23 protein-coding genes and 1 other RNA gene are annotated in these 25,774 nt (G+C 46.9%); 15 read left to right on the top strand and 9 right to left on the bottom strand.

Features of this window, described 5'->3' with window-relative positions:
- Positions 1 to 34 precede the first annotated feature (34 nt).
- From AABK39_RS13885 to AABK39_RS13895, 3 genes are read left to right on the top strand one after another with little or no spacing between them, the layout of a single operon-like run.
- Positions 35 to 2,038: a BatA domain-containing protein gene (locus tag AABK39_RS13885; protein ID WP_338391940.1), complete on the top strand. Its 2,004-nt coding sequence runs from the start codon at positions 35 to 37 to the stop codon at positions 2,036 to 2,038.
- An 18-nt stretch (positions 2,039 to 2,056) separates the two neighbouring features.
- Entirely contained in the window at positions 2,057 to 3,310 is a 1,254-nt protein-coding gene (locus AABK39_RS13890) for a dihydroorotase (RefSeq protein ID WP_338391941.1), read from the top strand.
- A 12-nt stretch (positions 3,311 to 3,322) separates the two neighbouring features.
- Positions 3,323 to 3,826, top strand: coding sequence for a DUF4199 domain-containing protein (locus tag AABK39_RS13895; RefSeq protein ID WP_338391942.1), 504 nt, complete (start codon positions 3,323 to 3,325; stop codon positions 3,824 to 3,826).
- Between the two features lie 94 nt (positions 3,827 to 3,920).
- Here AABK39_RS13895 and AABK39_RS13900 read toward each other — a convergent pair whose 3' ends face one another.
- Complete coding sequence (locus tag AABK39_RS13900) at positions 3,921 to 4,298, bottom strand: response regulator (RefSeq protein WP_338391943.1); 378 nt, start codon at positions 4,296 to 4,298, stop codon at positions 3,921 to 3,923.
- Between the two features lie 6 nt (positions 4,299 to 4,304).
- Positions 4,305 to 8,657: a PAS domain S-box protein gene (locus tag AABK39_RS13905; protein WP_338391944.1), complete on the bottom strand. Its 4,353-nt coding sequence runs from the start codon at positions 8,655 to 8,657 to the stop codon at positions 4,305 to 4,307.
- 201 nt (positions 8,658 to 8,858) lie between these two features.
- Here AABK39_RS13905 and miaA point away from each other — a divergent pair, with 201 nt between their 5' ends.
- The 6 genes from miaA (at position 8,859) to AABK39_RS13935 (ending at position 12,365) form a co-directional block, all read left to right on the top strand.
- Complete coding sequence (gene miaA / locus AABK39_RS13910) at positions 8,859 to 9,764, top strand: tRNA (adenosine(37)-N6)-dimethylallyltransferase MiaA (RefSeq protein WP_338391945.1); 906 nt, start codon at positions 8,859 to 8,861, stop codon at positions 9,762 to 9,764.
- A 215-nt stretch (positions 9,765 to 9,979) separates the two neighbouring features.
- Positions 9,980 to 10,267, top strand: coding sequence for a hypothetical protein (locus AABK39_RS13915; protein ID WP_338391946.1), 288 nt, complete (start codon positions 9,980 to 9,982; stop codon positions 10,265 to 10,267).
- 186 nt (positions 10,268 to 10,453) lie between these two features.
- Positions 10,454 to 10,550, top strand: an RNA gene (gene ffs, locus AABK39_RS13920) — signal recognition particle sRNA small type.
- Positions 10,551 to 10,669: 119 nt separating this feature from the next.
- Positions 10,670 to 11,326, top strand: a complete 657-nt coding sequence (fsa, locus tag AABK39_RS13925; protein WP_338391947.1) for a fructose-6-phosphate aldolase — start codon at positions 10,670 to 10,672, stop codon at positions 11,324 to 11,326.
- 131 nt (positions 11,327 to 11,457) lie between these two features.
- Positions 11,458 to 11,661, top strand: a complete 204-nt coding sequence (locus AABK39_RS13930) for a fructose-6-phosphate aldolase (RefSeq protein ID WP_338394691.1) — start codon at positions 11,458 to 11,460, stop codon at positions 11,659 to 11,661.
- A complete protein-coding gene (locus AABK39_RS13935) occupies positions 11,658 to 12,365 on the top strand; it encodes a cell division ATP-binding protein FtsE (RefSeq protein WP_338391948.1) in 708 nt (235 codons plus the stop codon). The genes AABK39_RS13930 and AABK39_RS13935 overlap by 4 nt, the downstream gene beginning before the upstream one ends.
- A 76-nt stretch (positions 12,366 to 12,441) precedes the next feature.
- Here the strand turns inward: AABK39_RS13935 and AABK39_RS13940 are convergent, their stop codons facing one another.
- The 4 genes from AABK39_RS13940 to AABK39_RS13955 form a co-directional block, all read right to left on the bottom strand.
- Positions 12,442 to 13,512, bottom strand: coding sequence for a DUF4097 family beta strand repeat-containing protein (locus tag AABK39_RS13940; RefSeq protein WP_338391949.1), 1,071 nt, complete (start codon positions 13,510 to 13,512; stop codon positions 12,442 to 12,444).
- On the bottom strand, positions 13,490 to 14,071 hold the full coding sequence (locus AABK39_RS13945) for a hypothetical protein (RefSeq protein WP_338391950.1): 582 nt from the start codon (positions 14,069 to 14,071) through the stop codon (positions 13,490 to 13,492). Before AABK39_RS13945 ends, AABK39_RS13940 begins: the two co-directional genes overlap by 23 nt.
- A complete protein-coding gene (locus tag AABK39_RS13950) occupies positions 14,055 to 14,600 on the bottom strand; it encodes an RNA polymerase sigma factor (RefSeq protein ID WP_338391951.1) in 546 nt (181 codons plus the stop codon). The genes AABK39_RS13945 and AABK39_RS13950 overlap by 17 nt, the downstream gene beginning before the upstream one ends.
- Before the next feature lie 95 nt (positions 14,601 to 14,695).
- Positions 14,696 to 15,556: a fructosamine kinase family protein gene (locus tag AABK39_RS13955; RefSeq protein ID WP_338391952.1), complete on the bottom strand. Its 861-nt coding sequence runs from the start codon at positions 15,554 to 15,556 to the stop codon at positions 14,696 to 14,698.
- Positions 15,557 to 15,797: 241 nt separating this feature from the next.
- Here AABK39_RS13955 and AABK39_RS13960 point away from each other — a divergent pair, with 241 nt between their 5' ends.
- The 4 genes from AABK39_RS13960 (at position 15,798) to AABK39_RS13975 (ending at position 20,952) form a co-directional block, all read left to right on the top strand.
- On the top strand, positions 15,798 to 17,273 hold the full coding sequence (locus AABK39_RS13960; RefSeq protein ID WP_338391953.1) for a porin: 1,476 nt from the start codon (positions 15,798 to 15,800) through the stop codon (positions 17,271 to 17,273).
- A 142-nt stretch (positions 17,274 to 17,415) separates the two neighbouring features.
- On the top strand, positions 17,416 to 19,551 hold the full coding sequence (locus tag AABK39_RS13965) for a T9SS type A sorting domain-containing protein (RefSeq protein WP_338391954.1): 2,136 nt from the start codon (positions 17,416 to 17,418) through the stop codon (positions 19,549 to 19,551).
- A 10-nt stretch (positions 19,552 to 19,561) separates the two neighbouring features.
- Positions 19,562 to 19,969: a hypothetical protein gene (locus tag AABK39_RS13970; protein WP_338391955.1), complete on the top strand. Its 408-nt coding sequence runs from the start codon at positions 19,562 to 19,564 to the stop codon at positions 19,967 to 19,969.
- A gap of 182 nt (positions 19,970 to 20,151) precedes the next feature.
- Positions 20,152 to 20,952 (top strand): hypothetical protein, encoded by an 801-nt coding sequence (locus AABK39_RS13975; protein ID WP_338391956.1) that lies wholly within the window; start codon positions 20,152 to 20,154, stop codon positions 20,950 to 20,952.
- Between the two features lie 101 nt (positions 20,953 to 21,053).
- Here the strand turns inward: AABK39_RS13975 and AABK39_RS13980 are convergent, their stop codons facing one another.
- From AABK39_RS13980 to AABK39_RS13990, 3 genes are all read right to left on the bottom strand, one after another.
- Complete coding sequence (locus AABK39_RS13980) at positions 21,054 to 23,381, bottom strand: glycoside hydrolase family 20 protein (RefSeq protein WP_338391957.1); 2,328 nt, start codon at positions 23,379 to 23,381, stop codon at positions 21,054 to 21,056.
- A 205-nt stretch (positions 23,382 to 23,586) separates the two neighbouring features.
- Positions 23,587 to 24,015: a hypothetical protein gene (locus tag AABK39_RS13985; protein WP_338391958.1), complete on the bottom strand. Its 429-nt coding sequence runs from the start codon at positions 24,013 to 24,015 to the stop codon at positions 23,587 to 23,589.
- 110 nt (positions 24,016 to 24,125) lie between these two features.
- Entirely contained in the window at positions 24,126 to 24,500 is a 375-nt protein-coding gene (locus AABK39_RS13990) for a YraN family protein (protein ID WP_338391959.1), read from the bottom strand.
- A 76-nt stretch (positions 24,501 to 24,576) separates the two neighbouring features.
- Here AABK39_RS13990 and lipB point away from each other — a divergent pair, with 76 nt between their 5' ends.
- Both lipB and AABK39_RS14000 read left to right on the top strand, forming a co-directional pair.
- The gene (gene lipB, locus AABK39_RS13995; protein ID WP_338391960.1) at positions 24,577 to 25,314 is read left to right on the top strand and encodes a lipoyl(octanoyl) transferase LipB; all 738 of its coding nucleotides are present in this window, start codon (positions 24,577 to 24,579) and stop codon (positions 25,312 to 25,314) included.
- The gene (locus AABK39_RS14000; protein ID WP_338391961.1) at positions 25,311 to 25,715 is read left to right on the top strand and encodes a hypothetical protein; all 405 of its coding nucleotides are present in this window, start codon (positions 25,311 to 25,313) and stop codon (positions 25,713 to 25,715) included. Before lipB ends, AABK39_RS14000 begins: the two co-directional genes overlap by 4 nt.
- Positions 25,716 to 25,774 lie beyond the last annotated feature (59 nt).

Here is a 25,774-nt window from a genome sequence, read left to right on the forward strand (position 1 = left end):
TATAGTTCCCGATCTTTAACTAGTTTTGTGACCGATGCAATTTCTTTATCCCCAGTTCATCTACGGTTTGGCCCTGTTGGCCGTTCCCTTGATCATTCACCTTTTCAATTTCAGAAAAGTGAAACGGGTTTATTTTTCCAATACCGCTTTCCTGCATCAGGTTGAAAAACAGCGAAAGACCCGACACAGACTCAAACATTGGCTGGTTCTAGCGTCCCGGATGCTCGCCGTGGCCTGCCTCGTTTTCGCTTTTGCCCAGCCGTATTTACCTCCGAAAAACGGACAGCTTACAGAGAATTACGTCAACATCTATCTTGACAACTCCTTAAGCGCATCAAATAAAACCGCCGAAGGGCAAACGGTTCTTGACGAAGCCGTGGGCAGAGCCGTGGATTTGATCGGAACATTCCCGAAAGGGACCAGATTCCGGCTATTGACAAACGAATTCGGGCCGTCCTCAAACTTCTACAGGTCTTCGGAAGAAACCCTCGAAGCGCTTACCGAAATCAAATACAGCGCCGCCACCCGCGATTTTGGGTCGGTGATGGGAAGATTGAAAACAGGCAATAAAGCTTCGCAATTTTTCTGGGTTTCGGACTTCCAAAAATCCACGCTCGGCGATCCGTCAGCGGTCACAGCCGATTCCGCCCTCAAAATAAGTCTGATCCCCGTAGCCTCTGACAAAAGCCCGAACATCTACATCGACAGCGTTCGGCTCGGGACTCCGTTCTTGATGGGGCACGAAAAAAATAAACTGATCGCCCGATTGGGGAATACCGGCGAGAAAGATCGCTATGGAGTCGCCATCAAACTCAGTGTAAACGGAAGGCGGATCGCTAACACTTCCGCAGACATCGCCGCCGGCGAAAACAAAGAAATCGAGTTTGACCTTCCGGATGGATTGGAAAAAATAAACAAGGGAAAAATCAGTCTTGAGGATTTTCCGGTCACTTACGACAACGATTATTTTTTCACCCTAAAAAAGGCCGATCCTGTAAGGATTTTAGAAATCAGGGGCGACAATATATCTTCTGACGTAGCGGATGTTTACAGTGACAACGAAGTATTTGATTTCGCCACTTCCCCCGCCAACAACCTTGATTATGACAGACTGAAAAGAACGGATCTGGTAATCCTCAACGGTCTGGAAAAAATAGACGAAACACTGGCCTTCGCCCTAAACGATTATCTGGACGGCAACGGTTACGCGTTGCTTATTCCCGCCCAAAAACCAGATTTGACAACTTATGGAAGCATAACCCGGGGCGCCAGCCTTACGCTTACGCAAGATTCCGTAAAAAGAAAACTGGCACAAGTGGACCAACAGGACCCGTTTTACGCCAACGTGTTCGAGAAAAACAAAGAGCGGGTAAATATGCCCTCCGCCATGCGGGTTATCGCCACAGGCCGGAAGGCCCACAGCAAGCTGTCGTTCCGAGACGGAAGGCCATTTCTATTCGAATCGCCGAGACGATCTAACTTGCTAATCCTAGCTTCGCCTTTGGATAACGCTTTTACGGACCTGCACAACCACGCTTTGTTTGTACCCGTGATGTACAAGTTAGCGACACATTACCGCCCGGGAACCTCGCGGCGCCTCGCCTACACCCTAGACGAAGGCACCGCCGAAATCTCAGCAGAAGGCCTCAAGCCGAACAATCCCGTAAGACTTCGCCAAGGCAAAACCGAGCTTATTCCGTCAGGGCAAGTCTCGGGGCAGAGCCTGATCCTCGGCTTACCGAAATTCGCGATGAGCCCGGGATTCTACGAGGTAATAACGGACAAAACAACCCCGTCGGACCTTTTGGCTATCAATCAGGCCAAAGCCGAATCATTCACCGAATGCTGGGACAACAACGACCTTAAAAAAGCCTTGGCCAACGTGCCAGGCGTAATCATATTCGAAAGCCAGGACGGACAGGGCTTTCGCAACGAACTCTCCGAAAGATTCCAAGGCCAAGCCTTATGGAGGTACGCTTTGTTGCTCACCCTGATGTTCTTGCTCACGGAAGTATTAATTCTTAGATTTTTCAGATAGATCCGGAAAACTTCGGCCATGAGCGTATTAATCACACGGACAACGATTGCAGACAAAAACTCTGGACACAACGGAAAAACCAAAAACGTACTCATCGAACACGGTCGCATAACCGCCATTACCGATGAGACGCCAAAAGCGGACAAAATCATAGAAGGCGAAGGCTCCTTCCTCTCTACGGGATGGTTTGATATGCGAAGCAACTTCCGCGATCCGGGTCTGGAGTACAAAGAAGACCTCCAATCCGGACGGCTTGCCGCCCAAGCCGGCGGTTTCACGGACGTTTTGCTGATGCCGGAAACGGATCCGGTTATCGCCACAAAAAACGAAATCCGATATCTCGTAGCGACCAACCACGACAACCTCGTACAAATTCACCCTGCTTCGGCCGTCACACTTGGACTTAAGGGCGACAGTTTCACTGACATGGTTGACCTACACCATGCGGGTGCCAAAGCGTTTACGGAAGGGGAAACGCCGATTCACAACAGCGATATTCTCCTCAAAACTTTACAGTACCTCCAGCCGATCAATGGTCTTTTGATCAATCGTCCAGAAGATTATTACCTCAGCCTTTTTGGCCTAATGCACGAAGGCCACCAAAGTACGCTGATGGGCACCAAAGGCATTCCATCTTTGGCTGAAACACTGATGGTTCAGCGTGACCTGAACTTGCTCAGATATGCGGGTGGGAAAATCCACTTTGCGAAAATCTCGGCAAAAGGTACAGTTGAGGCTATAAGAGAAGCCAAGGCCGAAGGCCTGCAAGTAACTTGCGATGTAGCCGCCCACCAACTCTGTTTTACGGATGAAGACTTGGCCGGTTTTGACACCAACCTTAAGGTTTCGCCTCCGTTCCGTTCAGAAGAAGATAGGCTGGCCTTAATCGACGGCTTGCTAGACGGCACTATCGATGCGATCGTTTCTTCTCACGAACCTCATGACATCGAATGCAAACGTTTAGAATTCGACTTGGCGGATCCAGGAATTATCGGTCTCCAAACTGTTTTCTCTACTGCCCAGCGCGGAATTCCACAGGATGTTTTCCTTGAAAAAGTTACGGTAGGACCAAGAAGCATTTTGGGAATTGAGTCTCCAAAGATTGCCGAAGGAGAAACAGCGTGTCTTACACTTTTTTCTCCTGAGACTAAATGGACATTTGACGAAAAAACTAACAGATCGAAGTCGGAAAACTCTCCGTTTTTCGGATTAGAACTGGAGGGAAAAGTCTTAGCCACCTTTAACAACAATCAAATCTACATAGCCAAATAAGACTCCTTTTCTATGGTAAAAACAGCTATAAAATACGGTTTGGTTGGAGGCGCTATCTGCATAGCGCTTCTTTTCGGGATGTCTTTATTTTTGGAAAACCCGATTAGTGAATCGGAGATCCCTTTTATTTTGATACTGGCCATTTTCATTTTCTCGGCAATCCGAGACTTTAAAAAAAGTCTGAACCGCGGGTTCCTGAAGTTTTGGCAAGGCGCGTCTATCGGTTTTATCGTCTATATGACTTGTAGCGCACTTTCCGGCGCAGGTGTTTTTGCTCTAAGCGCTACCAAACCAGAAACTGTCCAGACACTGCTGGATCACCAAATTGAAAACTGGGAAAGCTCAAAAGAGGAAACAATCAAAAACCGCGGAGAAGAGTATTATAACGAATATCTCTCCGACCTTCGAAGCGCTGACGGTTCAAGTATCGCTACCGCCGTTTTCATAAGGCAAATAATACTAGGCATAATTCTCACTTTCGCCTTGGCCATGATTATGAAAAAATCGGAGCCCTAACCTTCCGATAATTGACCTTTCGCAGGTATTCGAATACAAAAAAGGCCTACCCTATTGGGTAAGCCTTTTTTAACACCTTCGATTTTCATCCGAATTAGTTCTCGGTATATTGTTTTACGAGTTCCACCAATTGATCGAAATCCAAAGGCTTCTGCATATACTCGTTAATACCAACGGACTTGAAATCTTCCATCGTATAATTTCTTGCGTTACCGGTGATGGCAATAATCGGAATGTTCGCTACATCTGGATCTTCAGAAGACCGGATTTGCCTAGCACACTCCATGCCGTCCATAATCGGCATATTGATATCCATCAAGATAACATCAAAAGGTTGTTTTGCCAGCGCGGCCATCACTTGTTTGCCGTTTTTCACTGACGTGATTTTGTAATCTTGGATTACAAGGATTTTCTTGGTTAGATTCTGAATAACCGAACTATCCTCTGCAATAAGAACTCTTTTCCCAGCCATAATTGCTTAAGGGTTAATGATCCGTAGATAATTTTTCTTGAACTCCAGATAAGCGTCCCACAAATGATCCAAATCACATTTAAGGTTTGTGTCGTTCCCAGCTTTGAGATTTGCCTCAATATCCCGAGCCCAACGAGTGACACGATCAATCCCCAACGTACCTGCGTTCCCCTTTAACGTGTGCAAGTTACTTAAAATAATTTCACGACCTTCCGTTTCAAGCGAAAGTTTGCATCCGTTAATTAGTTCTGCCGCCTCAATATCAAAATCTCCATATACGTCATTGATAATTGACGAATCAGCGTACTTGCGGAGTTGATCGGTGACCGCAGTATTGATTATTGGTTCCGCTTCGGATTCCTCAACTTCCGGCTCAACGGCCTCAACTTGTTGGCCTACTATATGGTTCACTTTGTCCAAAAGATCTTTGGCTCTCACTGGTTTAGGCACATAATCGTCAAAACCTTCGCTTAAAAACCGATCACGGTCCTCTCTCATGGCATAGGCCGTCATGGCTATTATTGGAGGTAACTGCTCAGGGCATAAGTTTCGCAGTTTCTGAGTAGCTTCAATACCGTCCATTCCAGGCATTTGGATATCCATGAATATTACATCAAACTCATGTTCCAAAGCCATCTCGATAGCCTTCTGCCCACTGTCAACAAGCTCTACCCGACAACCTGCCTTTCTTAGAATTTCACCAGATACAGTCCGATTGATCATGTTGTCATCAACAAGCATAATCTTAGGCGCTTTTCCTTCCAGATAATTACTGATATCCACTGAGTCATTCTTCGGTTTGTTCAATTCCGAACCCACTTCGGGCAAACACTCTTCCGTAGTAACGGTAAACCAGAAAGTACTGCCTTGCCCTTCCTCGGAAGCTACGCCGATACGTCCTCCCATCAGTCCGCAAAGCTCTTTTGAGATAGCCAAACCAAGCCCAACGCCTCCAAATGATTTGCTGGTCGAGATATCCGCTTGGGTAAAGCTACTGAAAATTTTCTCCAGATTCTCTTTAGAGATACCTATACCCGTGTCCACAACTTCCGCATAAACCCTTATTTGCCCAGGGCGCACAAGGTCTTCCTCTTTCCTTAGGTTGATATCAATCGAACCGCCCGCTTCCGTAAACTTTATGGCATTGGAGGTAAGGTTTGATAATACCTGTAACATTCTGGTCTCATCAAGCGACAACACCGCAGGCAATCCCTCCTCCAACATAAAGCCTAACCTCACGCCTTTTTCCTTCGCTTGGTGATGGTATAAGGACACAAACTTCTCCATCAAATCCGTCAGCCTCACCGGAGTTTTGTAAAGTTGCATCTTTCCGGCCTCAATTTTCGAAAGGTCCAATATATCATTCAGAATATTAAGCAGTGTCTCTGACGACTTCTTAATAGTCTTCACATATCCTTTTTGCTCCTCGTCAAGCTTAGTGTCGGCAATAAGATCAATCATACCTATAATACCGTTCATAGGTGTTCTGATCTCATGACTCATATTAGCCAAGAAACTTTCCTTCACTTTCAGTGAATTCTCCGCTACGTCTTTTGCCGCCTTCAATTGTTTATTCGCTTCTACTATAGGAGTTATATCCCGGGCCACACCTTCTATCTCTACGTGTTTCCCTCTGCGAATCAGCCTGACATTACAAATACACCTCAGAAGATCCCCGTTCTCCTTAATCAAGGACGCTTCAAAATCCCGAACTGACTGCGACTTCAACAACCTTTTGAAAAGCTGTTTTGTTTTCGGAGTATACTTATAATAATCATTTATATTATTCTTTTTATTATTTAATATCTGCTCCGAATTAAGTCCCGTAACCTCTTTTACGGAAGGGCTTAGCATTGTCAGCTTGCCATTTGGCAGGCACCTGAAGTAAAGGTCTTGAAAGGATTCGAATATATCCCGAAACTTAAGTTCGCTTTGGATCAGCTCCAATTCCGTTTTCTTCCCTTCCGTGATATCATAGGCAAAACCCGAAATCTCATTCACGGATTTATCTCCCGGAAGGAAAATAGGATTGAGGAACACTTTACGCCAACATTCGGTATTCTCAATCCGGTTTTGGATCATAATCTCAAAATCAACCGGACCGCCCGTTTCGAAAACCCTACCGTACTTTTCCCGCCAGAACTTCGCGCTTTGTTTGGGCTCCACATAAGTTCCTCCCGGCAACGATTCTGAAATCAGCACATGCCCAGCCGCGCCTAGGCCCTTGGCCATGTATTCGGAAATATCAGTCTCGAAGGCCTTATTAAAAGACGTAAACCTCCATTCTTGATCTATGGACCAAATATGGTGTGTCCCGCTGTCGAAAATAGCGCGCTGTCTAGCCGCTTGGGCTTTGAAAGCATCTTCCTTGTATTTCTTGTCAACAGCTACGGCCAACTGCCCCGAAATAAACTTCAGAAGATCCAAGTCACGAATACTGAAGACTTCCTTTTTATCGAAATTCACAACAGCGATCGCTCCAATCACCCTGTTTTTCAACCTCAACGGCACTCCAAGCCATGAAGCCGGAAACTCCCCTTCAGCCTGAAGGTCATACTCCTGCGAGAATTCCTTAATGTCATTCTCATAAAGCAATTTCGAGCTGTTTCTCTCTATTACATTTTCAAGCAACTCAAACGAGTAATGTCTCCTTTCCGCCGATTCCGCCTCACACGGATTATCCGAATCCGAACAGAAATGGGAAGTCTCTCCACCAAAAAGTTCGTCATCCAGCCTCACATATAATCGCTGAGCCGGAAGAATCTTTCTCAGTTCCTCATGGATATTTTTAAAAAGAGTTACTGTATCGTTACTGTCCGAGACTATTCTCGCTATATAATAATATAGCTTGAGGGCGCTTTCGGCTTTTAGGCGATTGCTGATGTCATGGAATGAGGCGCTGATCTCGTAAAGGTTCCCATTACGGAAGTCGCCTTTCAAACTTCCCAGCAAACTAATCTCTTTCCCTCCTTTAGTCAATAAAGTGACCTCCAGCCTAACGGGCTTCCTCTTTGCGTCCAGCCTTTCGAGGGAATCCATGAAATGTTGCCGGCTAAACGGAGCCAACAAGTCCACAAACGACTGGCTTCTTGAATTTTCCGTATCCAAGCCTAGCTTCGAAGCCCAATCGTTCTGAATAAACTTGAAAGTCAAATCTTTTCTCAGGACAACAGTAAAGTCCTCAGCCCTATCTTCAAAATTCCTATTCGGCTCTTTTTCTTTTCTCCTTTCCTCCGTGATATCTTCGCCCAAAAGGGTAATGCCCGAAACTTTTCCGCTTTCGTCAAAATATAGGATAAGATTAAAATGGCACGCCCTGGCCCCACCGGATTTGGTAAGAACCAATACCGTAACACGGTCCCTTTCGATATCTTCGCCATGACTGACCAGTGCATCGAACTCTTCCCGAGTCTTTTGCCTGACGGCAAATGGCAGGAACAAATCGAAAAGGTCCTGGTCGTCTATTTCGTCAAATTCATAACCGACACCGGTCAGAAACGCCTGGTTGGCATAATTCACTCTGCCCTGATTATCGATAGACAGAGCCCAAAAGCGGGCATTATCCAGTGATGTCTCAATCTTTTTCGCCGCGCGAATTTCCGACTGGTGAAAATTACGTTTTTCCTCTAGCTCTTTCAGGTCAGTTACGTCTTCGGCAAAACACAACAGTTCGCCTTCCGTATCACGCGGAATTTTAATCGTTTCCTCTAACCAACGGTACTCGCCTCTTAGGTTCTTTATTCTATAAGTCAGAGAAGCGTTTTCCATTCTGGCCGCCACTTTTCCAACGCCTCTTTTCACTTCCTCAAAATCATCAGGATGAATCAAACCAAACCATTTGGACAAAGTGCCTTCTCCCTTTTCCAATCCATATTCGGAAGTCCAGAGAGTGGACACCGAATGAAACTCCTTACCCGCACCAAATGCCCGGAATAGTCCGGTAGATTTATCATCATCTCCTTTTCCAGACTCTGAGAAAGAACGGACTTTTACTACAAAAAGAGCCTCGCCCGCCAGTTTATGCGACACCACTAGCATGTCCACTCTCATAAAGCCGCTATCCGACCGTTCGATTCTGCGACTCTCCCTCCAAGATCTGGCGTTTTCGGGTCTATCGGTCAAAAGCTCCGCAAAAAAACTGTCAGAACCGAGCCTGTGTTCGCCGAAAATTTCCACCGAAGACTGGGAATACGCCAAAGGTAGACCCGACTCATCGAGCACCACGCAAGGCCCGCCACCCTCTCTGTGGCTTTCGCTCAGAAGCTCGCGCCCCAACATCTTCCTAATCTCACTGTTCTCCTCTACCAATTCCTGCCTGATTACTGATTCCGGGTACTTCATGCCTAATGTTGCTTTCAAATCAAACGAACACTTTTACGACTCCATACGTCAATTCAAAAAATAATGTCTTATTTTCTGGACTTAAAAAAAACGGGCCTTTCGAACGAACAAAATAGGCATTATACTTAATAAATACACCGGTAGTTCTTCAGGAATTCGACCTTACGGTGAGCAAAACGAGGAATTCCATAAAAAAGCCCCGTGTTACCGCACTTAGAAATGAACTTGGAAAAAAATAAACTTATCGTTATCGAAGGCCCAACGGCCGTCGGCAAAACCGCCCTTTGTGTTAATCTGGCAAAAAAACTCGGGACCGAAGTCGTAAGCGCCGATTCCCGCCAATTTTTCAAGGAAATGGCCATCGGAACCGCCAAGCCGACCGTAGAGGAAATGGATGGCGTAAAACACCATTTCGTCAATTGCAGATCGGTAAAGGAACCTTACAGCGCCGGAAGCTATGAGGTCGATGCGCTAGAAGTTATCGGAAAGCTCTTCGAAACCCACGACTCCGTTATACTTACAGGAGGTTCAGGGCTTTATATACAGGCTGTCTGTGACGGGATGGACGCTTTTCCGCCAATCCCAACGGAAATCAGGGACCGCTGGACTCGACGAATAGACGAGGAAGGCGTAACTAAAATAGCGCAAGAATTGGCAGAGGCCGATCCCGCAACTTACGAACTAGTGGACACATTAAACCCAAGAAGAGTCTTGCGGGCGATGGAAGTGCTGGAAGTAACCGGAAAAGGGCTCGCCGAATGGCACAGCGGAACAAAACCACGTGATTTCGACATCGTCAGAATAGGCCTAGAACGTGACCGGGAAGAGCTTTACGAAAGAATAAACCTACGGGTAGACCTGATGCTGGAAGCCGGACTTATGGACGAAGTAAAACGGCTAACGCAGTGGAAAGAACTTACGGCTCTGAAAACTGTCGGGTATAAGGAGATTTTCGGATACTTAGACGGGGAATACGATATGGAAGAGGCAATCAGGCTAGTAAAGCGTAATACGAGACGTTACGCAAAACGGCAATTGTCATGGTTTAAACGAGACGAGGAAATGACTTGGTTCCACCCTGAAGACGAAGCCGGTATCATTAACCATATAAACGCTCATTCCTAAGCTCAATTCGACACTTTCTCTCACTGGAACGTGGATAGAGCTTCATCTGGTTAAGTGAAAAATCACACACAAAATTCGGTCACAGTCAAAAAACTGCTGCAAATCAGTTTTTCACACATTTAACTTGTAAAACCTCGCACAATATTACACGCTAAATTGTCGTTCGAAATCTGGCTTTCACGATTCTGGGAGCCCCAAATTTAGGACGAAGAGCGATGAAATTAACAAAAACAGACTTTGGCCCGCAGGGATTATTAGTGCTTATGGAAGCGCCCGGCATTAACCTTTTATTATACCCGAACACGACAGACAGGGCAATTCCCACGATGTGGAGCGGGTCCAAGCCTTGGAAATGGAAAATGGAAGGTTGCGTAGGTTCCGAATTGATAGAAACCACATTTAACCATGAGGACGGAAAACCGAAAGAAAAGTCGATAGTAAAAATGCTGAAGCCTTTCAAAAACGGTATCGGAGAAGCTATTCAGTTGGCTACCGCCAAATAAATCTCTTCGAAAAACCATTTCATCGAAAAAACTTCTTCATTCCAAAAGGGAAAAAGATTTCGGATAATCCCCTGACACTGTTGGGGTAATAAACGTAAAGATCTTTCCAGCCGACTTCCGAAAAATAAATTTTAAGCGAAATCGGCCCTCAGGGCTTGTTACAAGCGGAAAATCACCTATATTTGCATTGCGATTTGGGGCTATTGCTCCCTCTGAATTCCCCCAGGGCTTGACAGCAGCAAGGGTAAGAGGTTGTAGCGATGAGATCCTGAATCGCTTTTTTTATACCCTTCGGGCTAACTTTCTCCCAATTTTTATATCTTCGAAGAAGAATACAGTTTCTTGCCGGAATCTTTCCAGCTAAAGCCCTGTGATCGCTATGGGCACTAAACAATTACGAACATGAAGTTTTTCATTGACACGGCTAACCTTGAAGAAATCAAGGAAGCGCACGCATTGGGCATTCTTGACGGCGTGACTACCAATCCGTCTCTTATGGCCCGGGAAGGAATAAGCGGAGAGGAAAACGTCCTGAATCATTATAAGGCGATCTGTGAAATCGTAGACGGCGACGTAAGCGCCGAAGTAATCGCCACAGATTTCGAAGGAATCATAAAGGAAGGCGAAGCCCTCGCCGCTCTCGACTCAAAGATTGTCGTTAAAGTTCCGATTATAAAAGAAGGCCTCAAAGCCATCCGATATTTCTCTGACAAGGGAATCCGCACTAACTGTACGCTGATTTTCTCGGCGGGGCAGGCACTGTTGGCCGCCAAAGCCGGCGCAACTTACGTTTCTCCGTTCGTTGGCCGTCTTGACGACATCGGAACCGAAGGCCTCGGGCTTATCGAGCAGATTGTGGGGATTTTCGGTAACTACGGATTCTCTACGGAGGTATTGGCTGCGTCATTGCGTTCGCCAAAACATATCCTGGAATGTGCCGAAGTGGGCGCCGACGTAATCACGGCACCACTCAAGCCTATCGAAGCCCTCCTTAACCATCCGCTTACGGACAAAGGCCTCGCGGCTTTCTTGGCGGACCACCAACGGGTTAACTCGTAAAACCGAGCGAAGCCTATCTAAAGGTCCCGGAAACGCTTTCCGGGACCTTTTCTTTTAGCGCCCTTGTGTTTTCTTTGGCTTATTTCAGATATTGCGCAACAATGGAAAAGGTGCAATCAGAATCATCACTCATGTACATCATCAAGGTGAAAGGGAAGGCCAAAATCCCGGATTACATACAGTTGCGTGACGAAAACTTTGTGCTGGTCGCTTATTTCAGAGCGGACAGACCGCTTAAGAAACCGGAAAAATACGGTTTGGAAGGCAAAGAGGAGGCCTTGGAGAGATTAATCGAAACGCTTCCCTTCGGAAAATTGCAAAAACTAGAGCTATGACTTTTTCCAACGATCCCGTACTTGACATCTCCGGAGCGTCCGTAGGCCAATCCGGCCAGACAATCCTTGAGAACGTCACTTTCAGCATCGACAAAGGCGAATTCGTATACCTGATCGGGCGAACGGGAAGCGGAAAGTCAACTTTGTTGCGTACGCTTTACGCCGAGCTCCCTCCGCATGGCGGAACGCTAAACGCCGTCGGATATGACCTTTCGAACCTAAAACGCAAGGAAGTGCCGAGGCTTAGAAGAAAGCTCGGGATCGTATTTCAGGATTTTCAGCTGTTCGAAGACAGGTCCGTCGCCGAAAACCTGATTTTCGTGATGAAAGCTACCGGCTGGTCCGACAAAAGCAAAATGAAAGGACGCGTCGCCGAAGTCCTTATGAATGTAGGCCTACCCAATTCGGGACAAAAAATGCCTCACCAACTTTCCGGCGGCGAGCAACAACGCGTGGGAATAGCCCGGGCGCTGATCAATTTCCCGAATATCCTAATAGCCGACGAACCCACGGGAAACCTCGATCCGTATTTTTCGGAAGAGATTTACGAAGTGTTCAAAGACATCAACAATAAAGGAACGGCGGTATTGATGGCCACCCACGACCATCATATTATCAAAAGACACCCGGCACGAGTCCTTCAATGCGAAGACGGGCGCCTTCTCGATTCTGTCAAAGAGAAAGTAACCTACGGACTGGATTAAGAAAAAACCCTCCATAAAAAGCGAAAGCCTTCGGATGTGTTTCCGAAGGCTTTCGCTTTTTATTTTCTTAAAACTCTCAATCATCAAGTTCGGCTTCTTCCAGCTCCACGTCGCCGTAAGAGCTTTTGAATTTAACCTTGGAAGTTCCTCCTCCACCGATTTTTCCTCTGTACTTTGATGATGTATTTCCTTTTTCCCTATAGTGAAAATCTACCCAACTCTCATTAGGGTAATCAAAATCCGCAAAACTGAGATCCGCTTCCACTTCGGCTTTGGCCCGCTTGTCAATCCCAACCTCCACGTCAGTAAACTGCGTCTCGACCGTTACGCTCTCAAAATCCGGAGCCACGTATTTGATCTCGAAATCACCGCCGTAGCGTCCAGACAACTTGGCGTATTCCTTTAGGTTTTTGATCTGAACAGGCGTAAAACTGAACTTTCCGCTAACCCTTTCGGCCTTATCGACATCCAACTCCCCGTACTGGATATCAAGGTCCAGACTTTCCACTTCCCCTATTTTCACTTCGGAAAATCTGCTGTCCAGCTCAATGTCTCTAGCTTTGGCAAGCCTTGTCTCGGTATATTTCGGTTCCAGCCTTCCTTTGGCCATTGACTCTATCCGGGCTTTTGAGAATTGTAGCTCAATCTCCGATTTTCCCGTGAGGTTTTGGGCCCTGAACGAATCACAATACCTTAGGTCAGCCTCAAGCGGTCCGTCAAAATTATCAAGCGAAGTAGGTCCGAAACTGTTTTTCAACCGAAGGGAAACCGTTTTGGGAATTTTCAGATAGTAATTGATCGCAAAATGTTCTTTGCCTCTGGAGCTCATCGAATTTATCTGCGTGACAACCGACAAGCTACCCGGGGTATCGTTATCGATGTCAATCTTGATCCGTTCCAGCATTTCTCGGGTTCTGGACTCATTTCTTCCCTCCGCTTTGATCTCGACATTCAATATAGCCTTGTTCTGGCTCCAGGTATCGATCTGCACCTTGCCGTATTTGTTCGATATGTAAACATCGGCGTCTTTGTCCAGCTCATACTCCTTTTGGATGCTCTTGGTCTTTTCTTGCGCAAAAGCTACCTGCGAAGCCAACGCTATAAAGAACAGGGAGAACAGTGGTTTATATATAAGAGACTTCTTCATCTTTCTTCGTTTTTGGATTCTTGGACATCAAACGGATTTGCCTGTTCAGGACCTCCAGACGGAGCTTCAGGTTTCTTACCATCGCGGACTGTAGGCGTTCGTCTTTAGAGTCTTGCCAGTCACGTTTCAGGACATTGTATGCGGAATCGAGCACTTGGAGTTCCCTTTCTATTTCCTCCTCGCTGAGTTCACTGTCTTCGAAAAGCACCAGCATGGCTCCTTTCTTTTGGTTGATCTGCGAAACGTAATAGTTCTCCATCTCACTGATTCCCTTGTCCTCGGTTTCGGCCACTAGAACGGGCTTATCCTTCCGGCCGGAAGAAGCCTGTTGGTAAAGCAACCATCCACATGCCAAGGCCAGCGCCACCGAAGCGACTTTCCAGAACCAAAGCGCTCCGTTACGGGAAGTGTTTCTGTGCACTTCCAGCCGCGGGCCCGGCAATTGTCCGTCAATTTTTTCCCAAAGAGCGTCCATCTCAGGAAACTCTTCCTCGAAGCCGTCCCGGTTGTCGGAGACGAATCGCTTCAGCTTGTCGGTTTCATCATTGGGGTATTTCATCCTGCAACAGGTTTAGCAGTTTCTTTTTACCACGCATATACTGCGTCTTTGAGGTGGAAGGCGATATCCCTAGAATTTCGCCTATTTCCTGATGGTCATATCCTTCGAAAAGGTACAGCGACACCACGACCCTGAATCCGTCAGGCAATTTCCGCAAAGCGGACCGGACCGTTTCCACGCTCCACTTGTCGCCGTCTTCGTCATAAGCAGACTGATCGGCCGGATCGCTGTCGCCCAAAGGGACTAGCTCGGCTCTCTTGCGATTCAGGAAATTTATCGACTTGTTTACGGCAATCCGCTTTATCCACGCCCCGAAGGTAGCGTCGCCACGGTAATTGCCTATATTGGAAAACGCGCTGATAAACACTTCCTGAAGTACGTCTTTGGCGTCGTCTTCGTCATTGACCATCCGTTTGCAAACGTTATACATGCCGGGCGCATACTGTTGATACAGCTTCCGCCGGGCTCGCTCGTCGTTCCTCAGGCATCCTTGTATAAGGTCTTCGTGTATGTTTGCCGAAATGCTCAATGCTTTTGCTTTGTTCTGGCCTAATGACAGGCAAAAATATCAGGAGTTGCATATCAATTAAAAAAAATCGAAACAATTTATCATTTGACTGATTATCAGCGAAATTTATTCAATACATAAAGAATCCTACTCCGGTAACTTGCGCCGAACAGTATCAAATGAACCAACAAAGGGTACAGGTTATAAATATCTTTTCTCTGCTCGAATCCGGAAACAAGGGGAAACTCCTCCTGATAACTTTCATAAAACCCTGAACCAAAAGGCTGAAAAAGCTTTGTGAACGCCAGTTCCGCTTCCCTAAAGCCGAAATAAACTGCCGGATCGATCAAACCGGCCTGTCCGCCGGGAGCGACAACCACATTCCCTTCCCATAAATCGCCGTGCAAAAACGCAGGTTTCTCTTTTGGCAACAAGTTAGGCAAAGCCTTGCAGACGCTCTCCAGTATTTTGATCTCATGCCGATCCATCAAGCCCAAATCGGAAGCCTTTATCGCCAATGGCAATAATCTTCTGTTGGCAAAAAACTCAAACCCGTCTTCCGTCCATGTATTGTTTTGGACCAACTCTCCGATATAATTACTGAAATCCATCCCAAAGGCCGGCGCCGAATTACGGTGTATCTTCGCCAAACCCCTTCCCATATTTTCCCAAAAATCACTGGCGGGCTCATCCGAACTCCATAATTCCAAGGCCAAAAAAGAAAGGTCTTCCATTGTGCCAATTCCAAGAACGGGTGGCACTCCCATGGCTCCCAGCTCCCTTAACTCACTCAAACCCCTCACCTCTTTCTCAAACATTGGCTCCAGTTCATAGCGATTGGTTTTCAAAAAGATCTCGCCATTTGTGGTTCTCACCTTATAAGCGTCATTAATGCTTCCTCCAGAGATTTTTTTCACTGAAATCAAATCAGTATCCGAACCCGACACTTGTCTCGCAATCTTTTGGATTAAGCTCATAATATTTCTGTTTTCCTGCGCCAAACACGTCTCCACATTAAAAAAATCGCCCAAGATCGACCCCAACATTCGGCGTTATTTCACCAACTCCCTTACACGAGTGACTTTTGAATCCATTCAACTATAAATATAACCAAACCCACTCAAACCATCACTTTGATGTTAAGTTTTTAATAACCGATAACATATATAGAATCAAAGTACGATTTGCAAATAAACACAACACTCTCACCCAATCCTTATGAAAGTAAAAACATTACTCGCTACCCTCATAACCTTACTAAGCGTCACGCCCCACTTAAGCGCTCAGGAATCGCCTGAGAGCGTAACCGTTTACGTATGGCAAGATCACTGGCACGACAGGCATCATGACCGCCAGCAAAGGAGACATGGGTACCTCCACTTCGGAGAGGAGAACCAAGTGACCTTCAAGCCCAAAGGCCTAGTTGAAGCCCAGTATAATTTTATGGATCTGTCCGACAGCCGGAGTCAGCTGGTCGGCATCAACCCGGACCTACCGTTCGGCTCCCAAGACTTCCTGTTCGACAATCCGGGCACTTCTTATGTCAGCCGATTTCTGGCGCGCCGTGTCCGCTTCGGATTCGATTTGCACTTACCGGACCACTGGTACGCAAGTGTATCCTTAGCTCTGGACATGTTTAACGGGAGTTATCGCTACGGTAACCTTCGGGATTATGTGGATGAGGCTTTTATCGGAAAGAAAGTGAATTGGGGATTACTCAACGGTAATCTGAAGCTGGGTTACACCAAAGTTTTCTTCGGTATGGAGGAGTACACCCATATCTCCAAACTCAAGATGATAGAGCGTTCCCTAGCCAACAATTACGTGAATGGTTTTACTCAATGGGACGACGATACAGGGAGGCCTTCAGGTTATGTTTGTACGCCTTTGGGAATCGGTAACCGCCACGTAGGCCTACAATGGCAAGGCAAAGCGAATTTCGTTTTTAGCGGATTCAGGTACTATTTGGCCCTTACTTCTGAATCTTTTAACCCTGTCAGGGCAGGATCTTCCGAAAACTATCATCGCATAAACTTCTACGCCGGGTTAGGCTACCGAGCAAAATGGGAAAACTCAGCTCTTAACGCCGGGGTTAACTTCAACCTCAGCCCGAACGGAATCGCATATTTTCCGGTTGAGGAGCGTCGCTATTCGCAATTGTTGGCCTACAACCCTTACGTCCGTTTCCAATCGGACAAACTCTACGTTCTTGCGGAAGCTTACTGGACGGATTCGGAACACGGAAAGTTCATAAAAGGCGGATTCGGTGACGCCGACGCCCCAAACAGGGCAGCCAACTCGCCTACGGCTTACGGGTTCGGAGGGCAAGCCACGGTAGCTTACGATTTCGAATGGATAGAGCCCGTCGCCCGTTTCTCTTACCTAGACACTGGCGGAGCCGGATTTTCCAGCGGTTACGTCCGCGACGTAATTCCTGACGCTCCAAACGATTTCGAAACTACAAACTTCGACAAAGGCTGGACAGTGGGCGGCGGTTTTAACTTTACGCTTGTTCCCGATTACCTGCGCTTAATGGTACAGTACGAGTTCCTTAATGTAACTGATGACCTGAACTACAGAATATTGATGGACAGCCAAAACACGCAAGTCCCAGCCGATGTAGTGGACAAACTGTTCGACGACTCTAAAATCGAATTTCATACAGTAAGAGTAAAAATGCAGCTACGTTTCTGATCACTTGGATTAAAGCCGTCATCACCCAAAAATGTGGTGGCGGCAACTTTTTCAGATTATTCTCGTCCCTTTCTTTACCGAATCGCCTTTTTTTGTGTCATTCAAAAAATGACTATTTTTCAGGGAGCAATAATCCTTTTTAATGAAAAAAATCCTGACGCTTTCTTTATTGGTGACCTTGGCCTTGTTCGCCGAAGGGCAAGGCCTCAAACGATATAACACACTCGAACTAAAAGTAGCCGGAAAACCGCTATCCATGCCTTGGTTCGGAGGAGTGGACGCCACACAACTCGCCTCCTCAGATTTGGATGGTGACGGTAAGGAAGACCTGATACTCTACAGCAGGGCAGGAAACAGGCTCAGGGTTTTGCTTAACACCGACGGAAACTACATCCACTCCCCTAACTTCGAAAACACATTACCGGATAACATAAACGGCTGGATGGTTTGGGTCGACTATGACAAAGACGGTAAAGCGGATATTTTCACCAAAGGTCTGCTGGGTGTAGTAGCCATCAAGCGAACGGACGACGGCAAAAGCCCAGCATGGGAAGTAACAGCTGACCCCATTTACACCCAAAAAGGTACAAGACCAGTCAATTTACAAGTAGCATCCGACGATATTCCCGCTATCCACGACATTGATGCGGACGGCGATCTTGATATTTTTCTTTACGATTTCTCAATCGGAAGTTTCGTACGGCATCACAAAAACCTCAGCGTTGAGGAAACCGGCAAAGCCGGCGCTCTCAGCTTCACGAAAGCGAATGACAAATGGGGCGATTTCGAAGAATGCGATTGTTATTTCGTATTCGGTGAAAATATATGTTCCGAAGAGAGCCAAAACCGCCAGTTACGAACCGAGCATGTAGGAGGAAAAAGTTTGCTGATCGTTGACGACAACAAAGACGGACTTCCTGACTTATGGGCTGGCCATGAACAATGCGACCAGGTTTACGCCATTACCAATAATGGTTCGGCCGGCAATATTCTTATGAGAGAATACCGCCCCGCTTTTCCCTTGAATAACCAGCCTTCGCACATGCTCTATCCCGTACCTTATCAGATAGATGCGGACCTTGACGGCAAAAAGGACGTAATCGTAGCCACAAACTTCAATAACGACCTTAGTGGCAACACCGATTATTCCCAAAGCATCTTTTGGCACAAAAATACGGGAGACAGCTACGACAATACCGCCCAGCCTTTCCTTTCTGATAAAACACTTGATCTGGGAAGCCAAACAGCCCCGGTAGCCGCCGACTTCACCAATGACGGAAAAACCGATTTGTTAGTCGCTTACGACAAATCGGGATTCGGAGGCGTACGAGGCGCTTTCGCCCTTTTGGAAAATACGGGAACTACCGAAAACCCAAAATTCGAACTAAAAGACAACGACTTTGGCGGATGGGCCAAGTTAGGCCGAATGGATCTCCGACCAGTAATCGTGGACGCTGACGGCGACAAAACCCCGGAACTGGCCGTCGCATATATCGCCGCCGACGGAAAGACTTTGAAAACCGAATTTGCGGAACTTGGCGAAACTCCGACTCCCGAACGCTTTAGCGCATGGGAAACACCGTTTGGCAAAGGCGATCACTGGAGTTTTTTCGATCTTGATGATGACGGTTCCGAAGACCTTTTTCTCGGTAAAAAATCGGGACGGTTAGAGTATTACAAAACAACCTATGAGAACGGAACGGCAATCTTCACACTCATCGAAAAGAATTTTGCGGGCAAAGACGATCATTCGCTCCGTCGAAATCTCGCCTCAACGTTTATCTCAGGCAAGAGCCCTATTTTACTAACAACCGATCTTTCCGGAAATGTTTCCATACATAAAAAAGCGGGAGACACATTCGTTTTACAAGAGGAAAAAGCGATTGTTTCGGATCTAGGCGATCGGCTTCCCGCCAACCTATCTTCGCGAACGGCATTTGCCCAAGCGAGACTCCGCCCGGGCGGGCCCCTACTGATTTTTGTAGGGACGGCGGAAGGCGGGCTCGAATTATTCGCTTACACGGACAAGAACCACGACGACTCGCCAATCCATATTTACCCTAATCCCGTGGAAAACGGCGGGGAGCTGAAAATAAGCGTCAGTGAAAAAGCGACCATATCCGTATTCGACACTACAGGCCGGCGCATCCTCAACGATTTCCCTTCCGAGGCCGGAAGTACAGTCCGTATACCCACCGTATCTTGGGCCACGGGTGTTTACATAGTTGTGGCCGAGACGGAAAGCGGAAAACACTCCAAAAGGGTTACCGTACGATAAACGAAACGACATGAAATTGCTGATACATTTCTTCGCCAAAGGTGATCCGCTGGAATTGCCGTTCAACCCCGCTTTGCTCAAGTGGGCAAAAGAAAGCTTCGTGGATCTAACCTCCGTGGATTTAGACAATTACTCCGGGAAAGTTCTTATTGACTATACGACAAAGCTCATGGACGAGGCCTCAAAAATCGTCATTGTTGTGGAAGCCGAGGCCTGCCCTTCCGTCGGCGGGTTGCCAACGCTCTTTGAAAGGCTGGCCAAACGCAATAATTCGGGAGCGGAAATCATGGCCGTAGTCAAGCACGAGAAACTGCCGATCATTAACCGGATGCTCAAGACATTTGACAAGGAAAGTGTTTTCGAAAATCGCCCTGACGGCGAAACTAGGGACCTACTTCGCTATTTCCTGCAAACCTGATCCTTTTTCAATGGATCACTTTTGACTTTCAAGAAAAGCGTATAATTTTGTCCGGTTGTTTATTTTTACTTTTATGGCTTTTTATTTAATTATTTAACGCCGAAAGAGTAAAATCACCATAACCGACAAACACAAGAAACACGGGTTAAGGAAAATTTGATAATCATTCGTTATCTATTTGCATGGGACGCTTAGCGAAGAACCTTTTTTATTCCGTATTAGTCGTATTCTCGCTGGCATCATGCAGAAAAGAGTTGGTCTGCCCGGCTTACCAGTCCGCTTTTATTCCGGACCTTAAGCAACAACAACTTTATTTCTCCCCATTCACACCTGCCGGAGAGCCTATTCCCTTTGAGGTAAACAAAGACAAAAACGGCCTTGGACCTCATGGTTTGTATGTCGATATAAAAGACAAAATCTTCCCGAAACTCAATACCATTCCGCTGTACGATTCTATCAAAATAGAAACGGACACCGCCGCGTACACTGTGGACGTTTATGACAATCAGGAACAGGATCTCGGCGAAGACGGAATAACGGAAGAGATACTTTTCACAGATGGCGACGACACTGACGCTGACGCCACAACCGAGGCCGATTCGCTTTCGACGGACAGTACGGCGGTTAAGCATTATCACTTCAACCGCGAGCAGTACGTCTACATGCTCCATTTCGCCAAATATCTGCCGAAGCCTACCGGCCCGGAAAAGAAAGAGCCTGAACTAGGCGTCTTGACTCAGGAAGTGGAAGAGGATTCCGTAGAGACCAAACGCTTTCTTTTCTTCTTCAAAAGGAAAGTCAAGAAGCAGAGAGGCGACACCAAAGGCGACGAATACGTTGAAGTAGACGAAAAGGAGGCGAAAAAGAAAAAACGGAGAGAGAAGAAAAAGCGCAAGAAAAACAAACGCAAAGAGGAAGAACAAGCGACGCCAAATGACCAAAACGACGCGAAGCAAGAGGAAGACGATCTTGAAGATTTCTAGAAAAAAACTCTTTCCGAAAAAACATAAAAGCCCGACGAAATTCGTCGGGCTTTCAATTTTAATTCCAAACCGGAATCATTCTCCGCTGAAGCGAAAAGAACTTAGTCGATGTTGATGTTGTCAACAAACAAGTGGGCCTCTTTTCCGGCTCCGCTGTGCCATTCCGGAAGCTTGCCGTGACGTTTCACCTCAACTTTTACAAAGCGGGCTTTCTCAGTGCATTTCACATCAAAGTTGTGAGTGCCTTTCTTCGTGGTTTTTTCGGTTTTGATATCTTTGATCTCGCCTACCTTCTTGTAGGTTTTTCCATCAGCCGATACCGAAACGGTCACTTCGCTTGGCAAGAAAATCCATGCGCCTTGGTCGGCGAGTGCGCCTACGGTCACATTCTTGATGTCCGTGCTTTCTTTCAAGTCGATAACCGCTGACAAATCTTCGCTACGGAATCCGAGCCATTTGCCGTCGCCATAAGTGTCAGAACCGCGGATACCGTCCACCAAAGTGATGGCGCCGAGCTTGGCGTAACGTTTCTCAGGCTTGGTGTCCAACTTGATGTCTTTGCCTGTGGCTTTGTTGATCTCAACACGACGAGTGACGGCTTTGCTCATAGCTGTTTCGCCTTTGAAGCTTCCGGCTTTGATAGTCGATGTTTTGTCTACACCGAACGGAGCGGCGTAAAGCGAAGACTTCGCTGTCGGCTCGGTTCCGTCTACAGTGTAACGAATCTCAACGTCTTTGAGCGGGCTCTTCAAGGCTACTTCCACGTTGCCTTTCTCACCGTTGTAAGTCACCTTAGGCTCTACGTTGTAGATGGCTTTGGCGTAATTCACATCAAGAATATCAAGACGCTCGAAAGCCGTGAAAAGCCTGTTGCTGAAGTCGTCCCAGTTTCTTGACTCTTTCGGAGACCAAACCACTTCGGAAAGGGCGATCATACGAGGGAAAGCCATGTACTCCACATGCTCGGGAGTTTTCATGTACTCAGTCCAAACGTTTCCTTGCGCACCGAGAACATGCTTAGCCTTGTCGGCGTCAAGTTCCGCGGGAGTCGGCTCGAAGCTGTAAACTTTCTGAACGGTAGTGAAACCACCGATAGCCAAAGGCTCAAGGCCCTTGTCGGCCTGATAGTGGTCAAAGTAGCAGTGCGAGCCCGGCGTCATTATAACGTCATGACCTTCTTTTGCCGCTTCGATTCCGCCTTTCATTCCTCTCCATGACATTACGGTAGCGTTCGGAGCCAAACCGCCTTCGAGGATTTCGTCCCAACCGATGATAGCGCGGCCTTTGCTGTTGAGGAATTTCTCGGCGCGGGCGATGAAGTAGCTCTGGAGCTCGTGCTCATCTTTCAAGCCTTCTTCCTTCTTGCGCTTCTGGCACTTCTTACATTTCTTCCAGCTGTCTTTCGGACATTCGTCACCACCGATGTGGATATATTTGCTCGGGAAAAGCTCCAACACTTCGCTCAAAACATCTTCGAGGAAAGCAAAAGTCTTTTCATTTCCCGCGCAGTAAACTTTTTTACTGATTCCCCACTTGGTTCTCACCTCGTAAGGTCCGCCAGTACAGCCAAGCTCAGGATAAGCGGCCAAAGCAGCTACCGAGTGACCAGGCAATTCGATCTCGGGAATAATAGTCACGAAGCGGTCAGAAGCGTATTTTACGATCTCCTTTACCTCTTCCTGAGTATAATACCCGCCGTACTCTTTTCCGTCGTATTCGGTTGAACCTCCCATGTGGCCAACCAATGTCTCTTTTCTTTTAGAAGCTACTTCGGCGAGTTTAGGGTATTTCTTGATCTCGATTCTCCAACCTTGGTCTTCGGTCAAGTGCCAGTGGAAAGTGTTCATCTTGAACATCGCGATCATGTCGATGTATTTCTTGATGAATTTCACCGGGAAGATATGACGTCCAACGTCAAGGTGCATACCCCTGTACTTATAACGAGGTGCGTCCTTTACGCTAACGTAAGGCACTTCCAAAGCTCCTTGGAACTTACCCTCGGTGCCGGTTGGCAAAAGCTGACGAACGGTCTGCACTCCGTACATCAAACCGATGGCTTGTGGCGCCGAGATGGCGATTCCTTTGTCATTTACACTTACGGTGTATCCTTCCGGGTTTGTATGCGCTTGCGCGTCAACGCTCAGTACAATACCTGAAGCGCTGGCCTCGCCGGCTTTCACTTCCAAAGCTTTGCCTGTAGCGTTTTCCACCATAGCCGAAAGGAAATCCGCCACTTTGCGGGCTTCTTCGGTGTCGGTGGCCAAGGTGATAGCGGTGCCCGGCTCAATGGTGAAAACACCTTTCGCTGGCGTCAAAGAAGCCGGTTTTGGAATCACCTGATAGGTGTTTTCCTTAACCTCCTTCTGCGGGGAACACGCCCAGCAAAGCGCAACAGCCAAGGCGCTTGCCAAGATTCCTCTTAGTCTCATCTTAAAAGTATTTTGGTTAGGTTTCAAAAAAACATGTACAGGTATGAATTTAATCGTTTCAAATCAAAAACAGGGAGTTTTTATCTCTTTTAATTATAAAAGACATTATTTTTTTATTTTAAATTAAAAATATAGTCCGAGAAATACCTCTTCCAAAAGCGACTGGACAAAGGCTGAAAGTGACAGGCACAAAAAAAGGGCGGTGTCAATGCACCTGCCCACAATCTTTACAAAATTTCATCTTGCCCGGCTTTCGCCATTTCGGTTTCTTTTTATGACCGAAATACGTCGGGTCAGAATACTGCGGTTTCTTTTTGAGTTTGGCTTCCTTCCGTTTGGCTTTGGCCAAATCCTTCATCGCTTTATCGTGAGCTTTTTGTTGCTTTTTATTGAATATCTCCCGCTGTTTTATTCTCTTCTTGCGCTCGGCTTCGGAAAGCGTGTACGTTCCCGGCATCGGAGCGAAACGCAACGGAGCGGATTGATCGGAAAACTCCACGGAGCTAGGTTGGTCACTACGGCGCTCCGTTTTCGCTTTCTTCTTCTTTTTTCTCTTCTTCTTAGTTCTCTGCGCTTCGGCCACCATCACGGACGAAAACAAGCAAACCAAGGTCAGCAACAAAATTCTTCTCATTTTCGAATAGTCTATCTCACAGGGATTTAACGAATATAACGAATCGAAATCTTATTTATGGACGGATAAGCATTTTAACGTGTTTCAGTCATTCATGTTGCCTTACATATTCAAAAAGCGTCCTTAAAATGGTCAATTTTCAACTCCGGAAAAAACAAAACAGATACGATATCAAAGCGGATATTCCCTTCCCAACCCGTTTTCTCCAAATATCCACCCGCCACTTTACGTATATGTTCGCGCTTGTCTCTACCAACGGATTTTTCGGGATACCCAAATGACGCGTCACGGCGGGCTTTCACTTCCACGAACACCACCGTATGGCCGTCCCTCATAATCAAATCCACCTCATGACGGCCGTGACGGTATTGCCGTTCAAGACAACGGTATCCGCTCCCGTTCAAATGTTCCAAAGCCAAGTCTTCGCCGTAATTCCCCACCGCCCGTTTGTCGGGATGCTGTCTGTTTCCGTATCTTTGCGCCATAATTGTCCGTATGTAATGCGGTGTGGCCTCGGAAATGTTCCCGGCCACTTTTTGAGTCATAACAATAAGGCCAAAAATGAACCACAAGATCAATAAGCGCGTCAAGTTCCTGGAATGGGGAACCGTAGACTACAAGCAGGCTTGGGACCGGCAGGAGGAACTTTTCAAAGGTATCGTGGACGTGAAAATCGCGAACCGGAAAAAGGAGGAGAAAGACCAGGAGCTAACTGAGAACTTTTTGATCTTCTGTAACCACCCGCATGTATACACCTTGGGCAAAAGCGGTGATGCCGGCAATTTGCTAATGACGGAATCAATGCTGAAAATGCGAGGCATCGACTATTACCACATCAACCGTGGCGGCGACATCACTTACCACGGTCCGGGGCAGATTGTGGGCTACCCGATCTTGGACTTGGAGAATTTCTTTACGGACATCCACAAATACATGCGCTTTCTGGAAGACGGCGTGATCCGCACCTTGGCCGATTACGGCATTGAAGCGGGAAGGATCGAAGGGCTTACTGGCGTATGGCTTGATTTCGAAAAAAAGATCAGACCGAGAAAAATCTGCGCAATGGGCGTAAAAACCAGCCGTTGGGTATCTATGCACGGTTTGGCCCTGAACGTAAACACGGAGTTGAGCTACTTCAACAACATTGTCCCTTGCGGAATCACCGACAAAGAGGTCACGTCGATGAACGCCGAACTGGGCCGTGATTTGGACTTAAAGGAAGTGGAAGACAAACTCAAAGCGCATTTGGCGGAACTGTTCGAAATGGTGCTGTTTGAGTCCGAAATTGAAAAAGCATGAAAAAAGACATCGAGATAAAGGAAATGAAAGGCGTCCGGGTGGCGATTGTCCGTTCGGAAAACGAAAAGGGAGAACAGGTTTGGGACGCTTACCTGATCAACCTGAATTCTTATAAGCTTGAGAATGTGATTGTCGCTTCCCGCGGTTATGACCTGATCGACGGAAAAGAGGTGAACACCAGCGTTCTGCGCCACATGTTTAAGGAAGTGGATCCGGATTGCGCTATCAAAATAGAGCCCGTCAGCCCGGAAGTTTTCGGTATCACGAACGAATATTGGGTCAGCTTCTTCGGCCCAGACGGTTTGATCGATCGTAAGTTCCTGTTTCCGGGAGGCCTTGTCGCAGAGGAACACCTCAGCATTATTCCCGAATTGGAAAAAGAGGGTGTTTACGCTTTCTAAAACGGAAAAAGAATGAAAAAAACAGGAAGCAGACCGTTTCCTGTTTTTTTATGCCTATT

It is taken from the genome of Fulvitalea axinellae, from assembly GCF_036492835.1.
Taxonomy (GTDB): domain Bacteria; phylum Bacteroidota; class Bacteroidia; order Cytophagales; family Cyclobacteriaceae; genus Fulvitalea; species Fulvitalea axinellae.

What these genes read in the sequence shown, in the direction of transcription:
- AABK39_RS13885 (WP_338391940.1), top strand. Translation starts at nt 35, where the DNA reads ATGCAATTTCTTTATCCCCAGTTCATCTACGGTTTGGCCCTGTTGGCC.
- AABK39_RS13890 (WP_338391941.1), top strand. Translation starts at nt 2,057, where the DNA reads ATGAGCGTATTAATCACACGGACAACGATTGCAGACAAAAACTCTGGA.
- AABK39_RS13895 (WP_338391942.1), top strand. Translation starts at nt 3,323, where the DNA reads ATGGTAAAAACAGCTATAAAATACGGTTTGGTTGGAGGCGCTATCTGC.
- AABK39_RS13900 (WP_338391943.1), bottom strand. Translation starts at nt 4,298, where the DNA reads ATGGCTGGGAAAAGAGTTCTTATTGCAGAGGATAGTTCGGTTATTCAG.
- miaA (WP_338391945.1), top strand. Translation starts at nt 8,859, where the DNA reads ATGAACTTGGAAAAAAATAAACTTATCGTTATCGAAGGCCCAACGGCC.
- AABK39_RS13915 (WP_338391946.1), top strand. Translation starts at nt 9,980, where the DNA reads ATGAAATTAACAAAAACAGACTTTGGCCCGCAGGGATTATTAGTGCTT.
- fsa (WP_338391947.1), top strand. Translation starts at nt 10,670, where the DNA reads ATGAAGTTTTTCATTGACACGGCTAACCTTGAAGAAATCAAGGAAGCG.
- AABK39_RS13930 (WP_338394691.1), top strand. Translation starts at nt 11,458, where the DNA reads ATGTACATCATCAAGGTGAAAGGGAAGGCCAAAATCCCGGATTACATA.
- AABK39_RS13935 (WP_338391948.1), top strand. Translation starts at nt 11,658, where the DNA reads ATGACTTTTTCCAACGATCCCGTACTTGACATCTCCGGAGCGTCCGTA.
- AABK39_RS13940 (WP_338391949.1), bottom strand. Translation starts at nt 13,512, where the DNA reads ATGAAGAAGTCTCTTATATATAAACCACTGTTCTCCCTGTTCTTTATA.
- AABK39_RS13945 (WP_338391950.1), bottom strand. Translation starts at nt 14,071, where the DNA reads ATGAAATACCCCAATGATGAAACCGACAAGCTGAAGCGATTCGTCTCC.
- AABK39_RS13955 (WP_338391952.1), bottom strand. Translation starts at nt 15,556, where the DNA reads ATGAGCTTAATCCAAAAGATTGCGAGACAAGTGTCGGGTTCGGATACT.
- AABK39_RS13960 (WP_338391953.1), top strand. Translation starts at nt 15,798, where the DNA reads ATGAAAGTAAAAACATTACTCGCTACCCTCATAACCTTACTAAGCGTC.
- AABK39_RS13965 (WP_338391954.1), top strand. Translation starts at nt 17,416, where the DNA reads ATGAAAAAAATCCTGACGCTTTCTTTATTGGTGACCTTGGCCTTGTTC.
- AABK39_RS13970 (WP_338391955.1), top strand. Translation starts at nt 19,562, where the DNA reads ATGAAATTGCTGATACATTTCTTCGCCAAAGGTGATCCGCTGGAATTG.
- AABK39_RS13975 (WP_338391956.1), top strand. Translation starts at nt 20,152, where the DNA reads ATGGGACGCTTAGCGAAGAACCTTTTTTATTCCGTATTAGTCGTATTC.
- AABK39_RS13980 (WP_338391957.1), bottom strand. Translation starts at nt 23,381, where the DNA reads ATGAGACTAAGAGGAATCTTGGCAAGCGCCTTGGCTGTTGCGCTTTGC.
- AABK39_RS13985 (WP_338391958.1), bottom strand. Translation starts at nt 24,015, where the DNA reads ATGAGAAGAATTTTGTTGCTGACCTTGGTTTGCTTGTTTTCGTCCGTG.
- AABK39_RS13990 (WP_338391959.1), bottom strand. Translation starts at nt 24,500, where the DNA reads ATGGCGCAAAGATACGGAAACAGACAGCATCCCGACAAACGGGCGGTG.
- lipB (WP_338391960.1), top strand. Translation starts at nt 24,577, where the DNA reads ATGAACCACAAGATCAATAAGCGCGTCAAGTTCCTGGAATGGGGAACC.
- AABK39_RS14000 (WP_338391961.1), top strand. Translation starts at nt 25,311, where the DNA reads ATGAAAAAAGACATCGAGATAAAGGAAATGAAAGGCGTCCGGGTGGCG.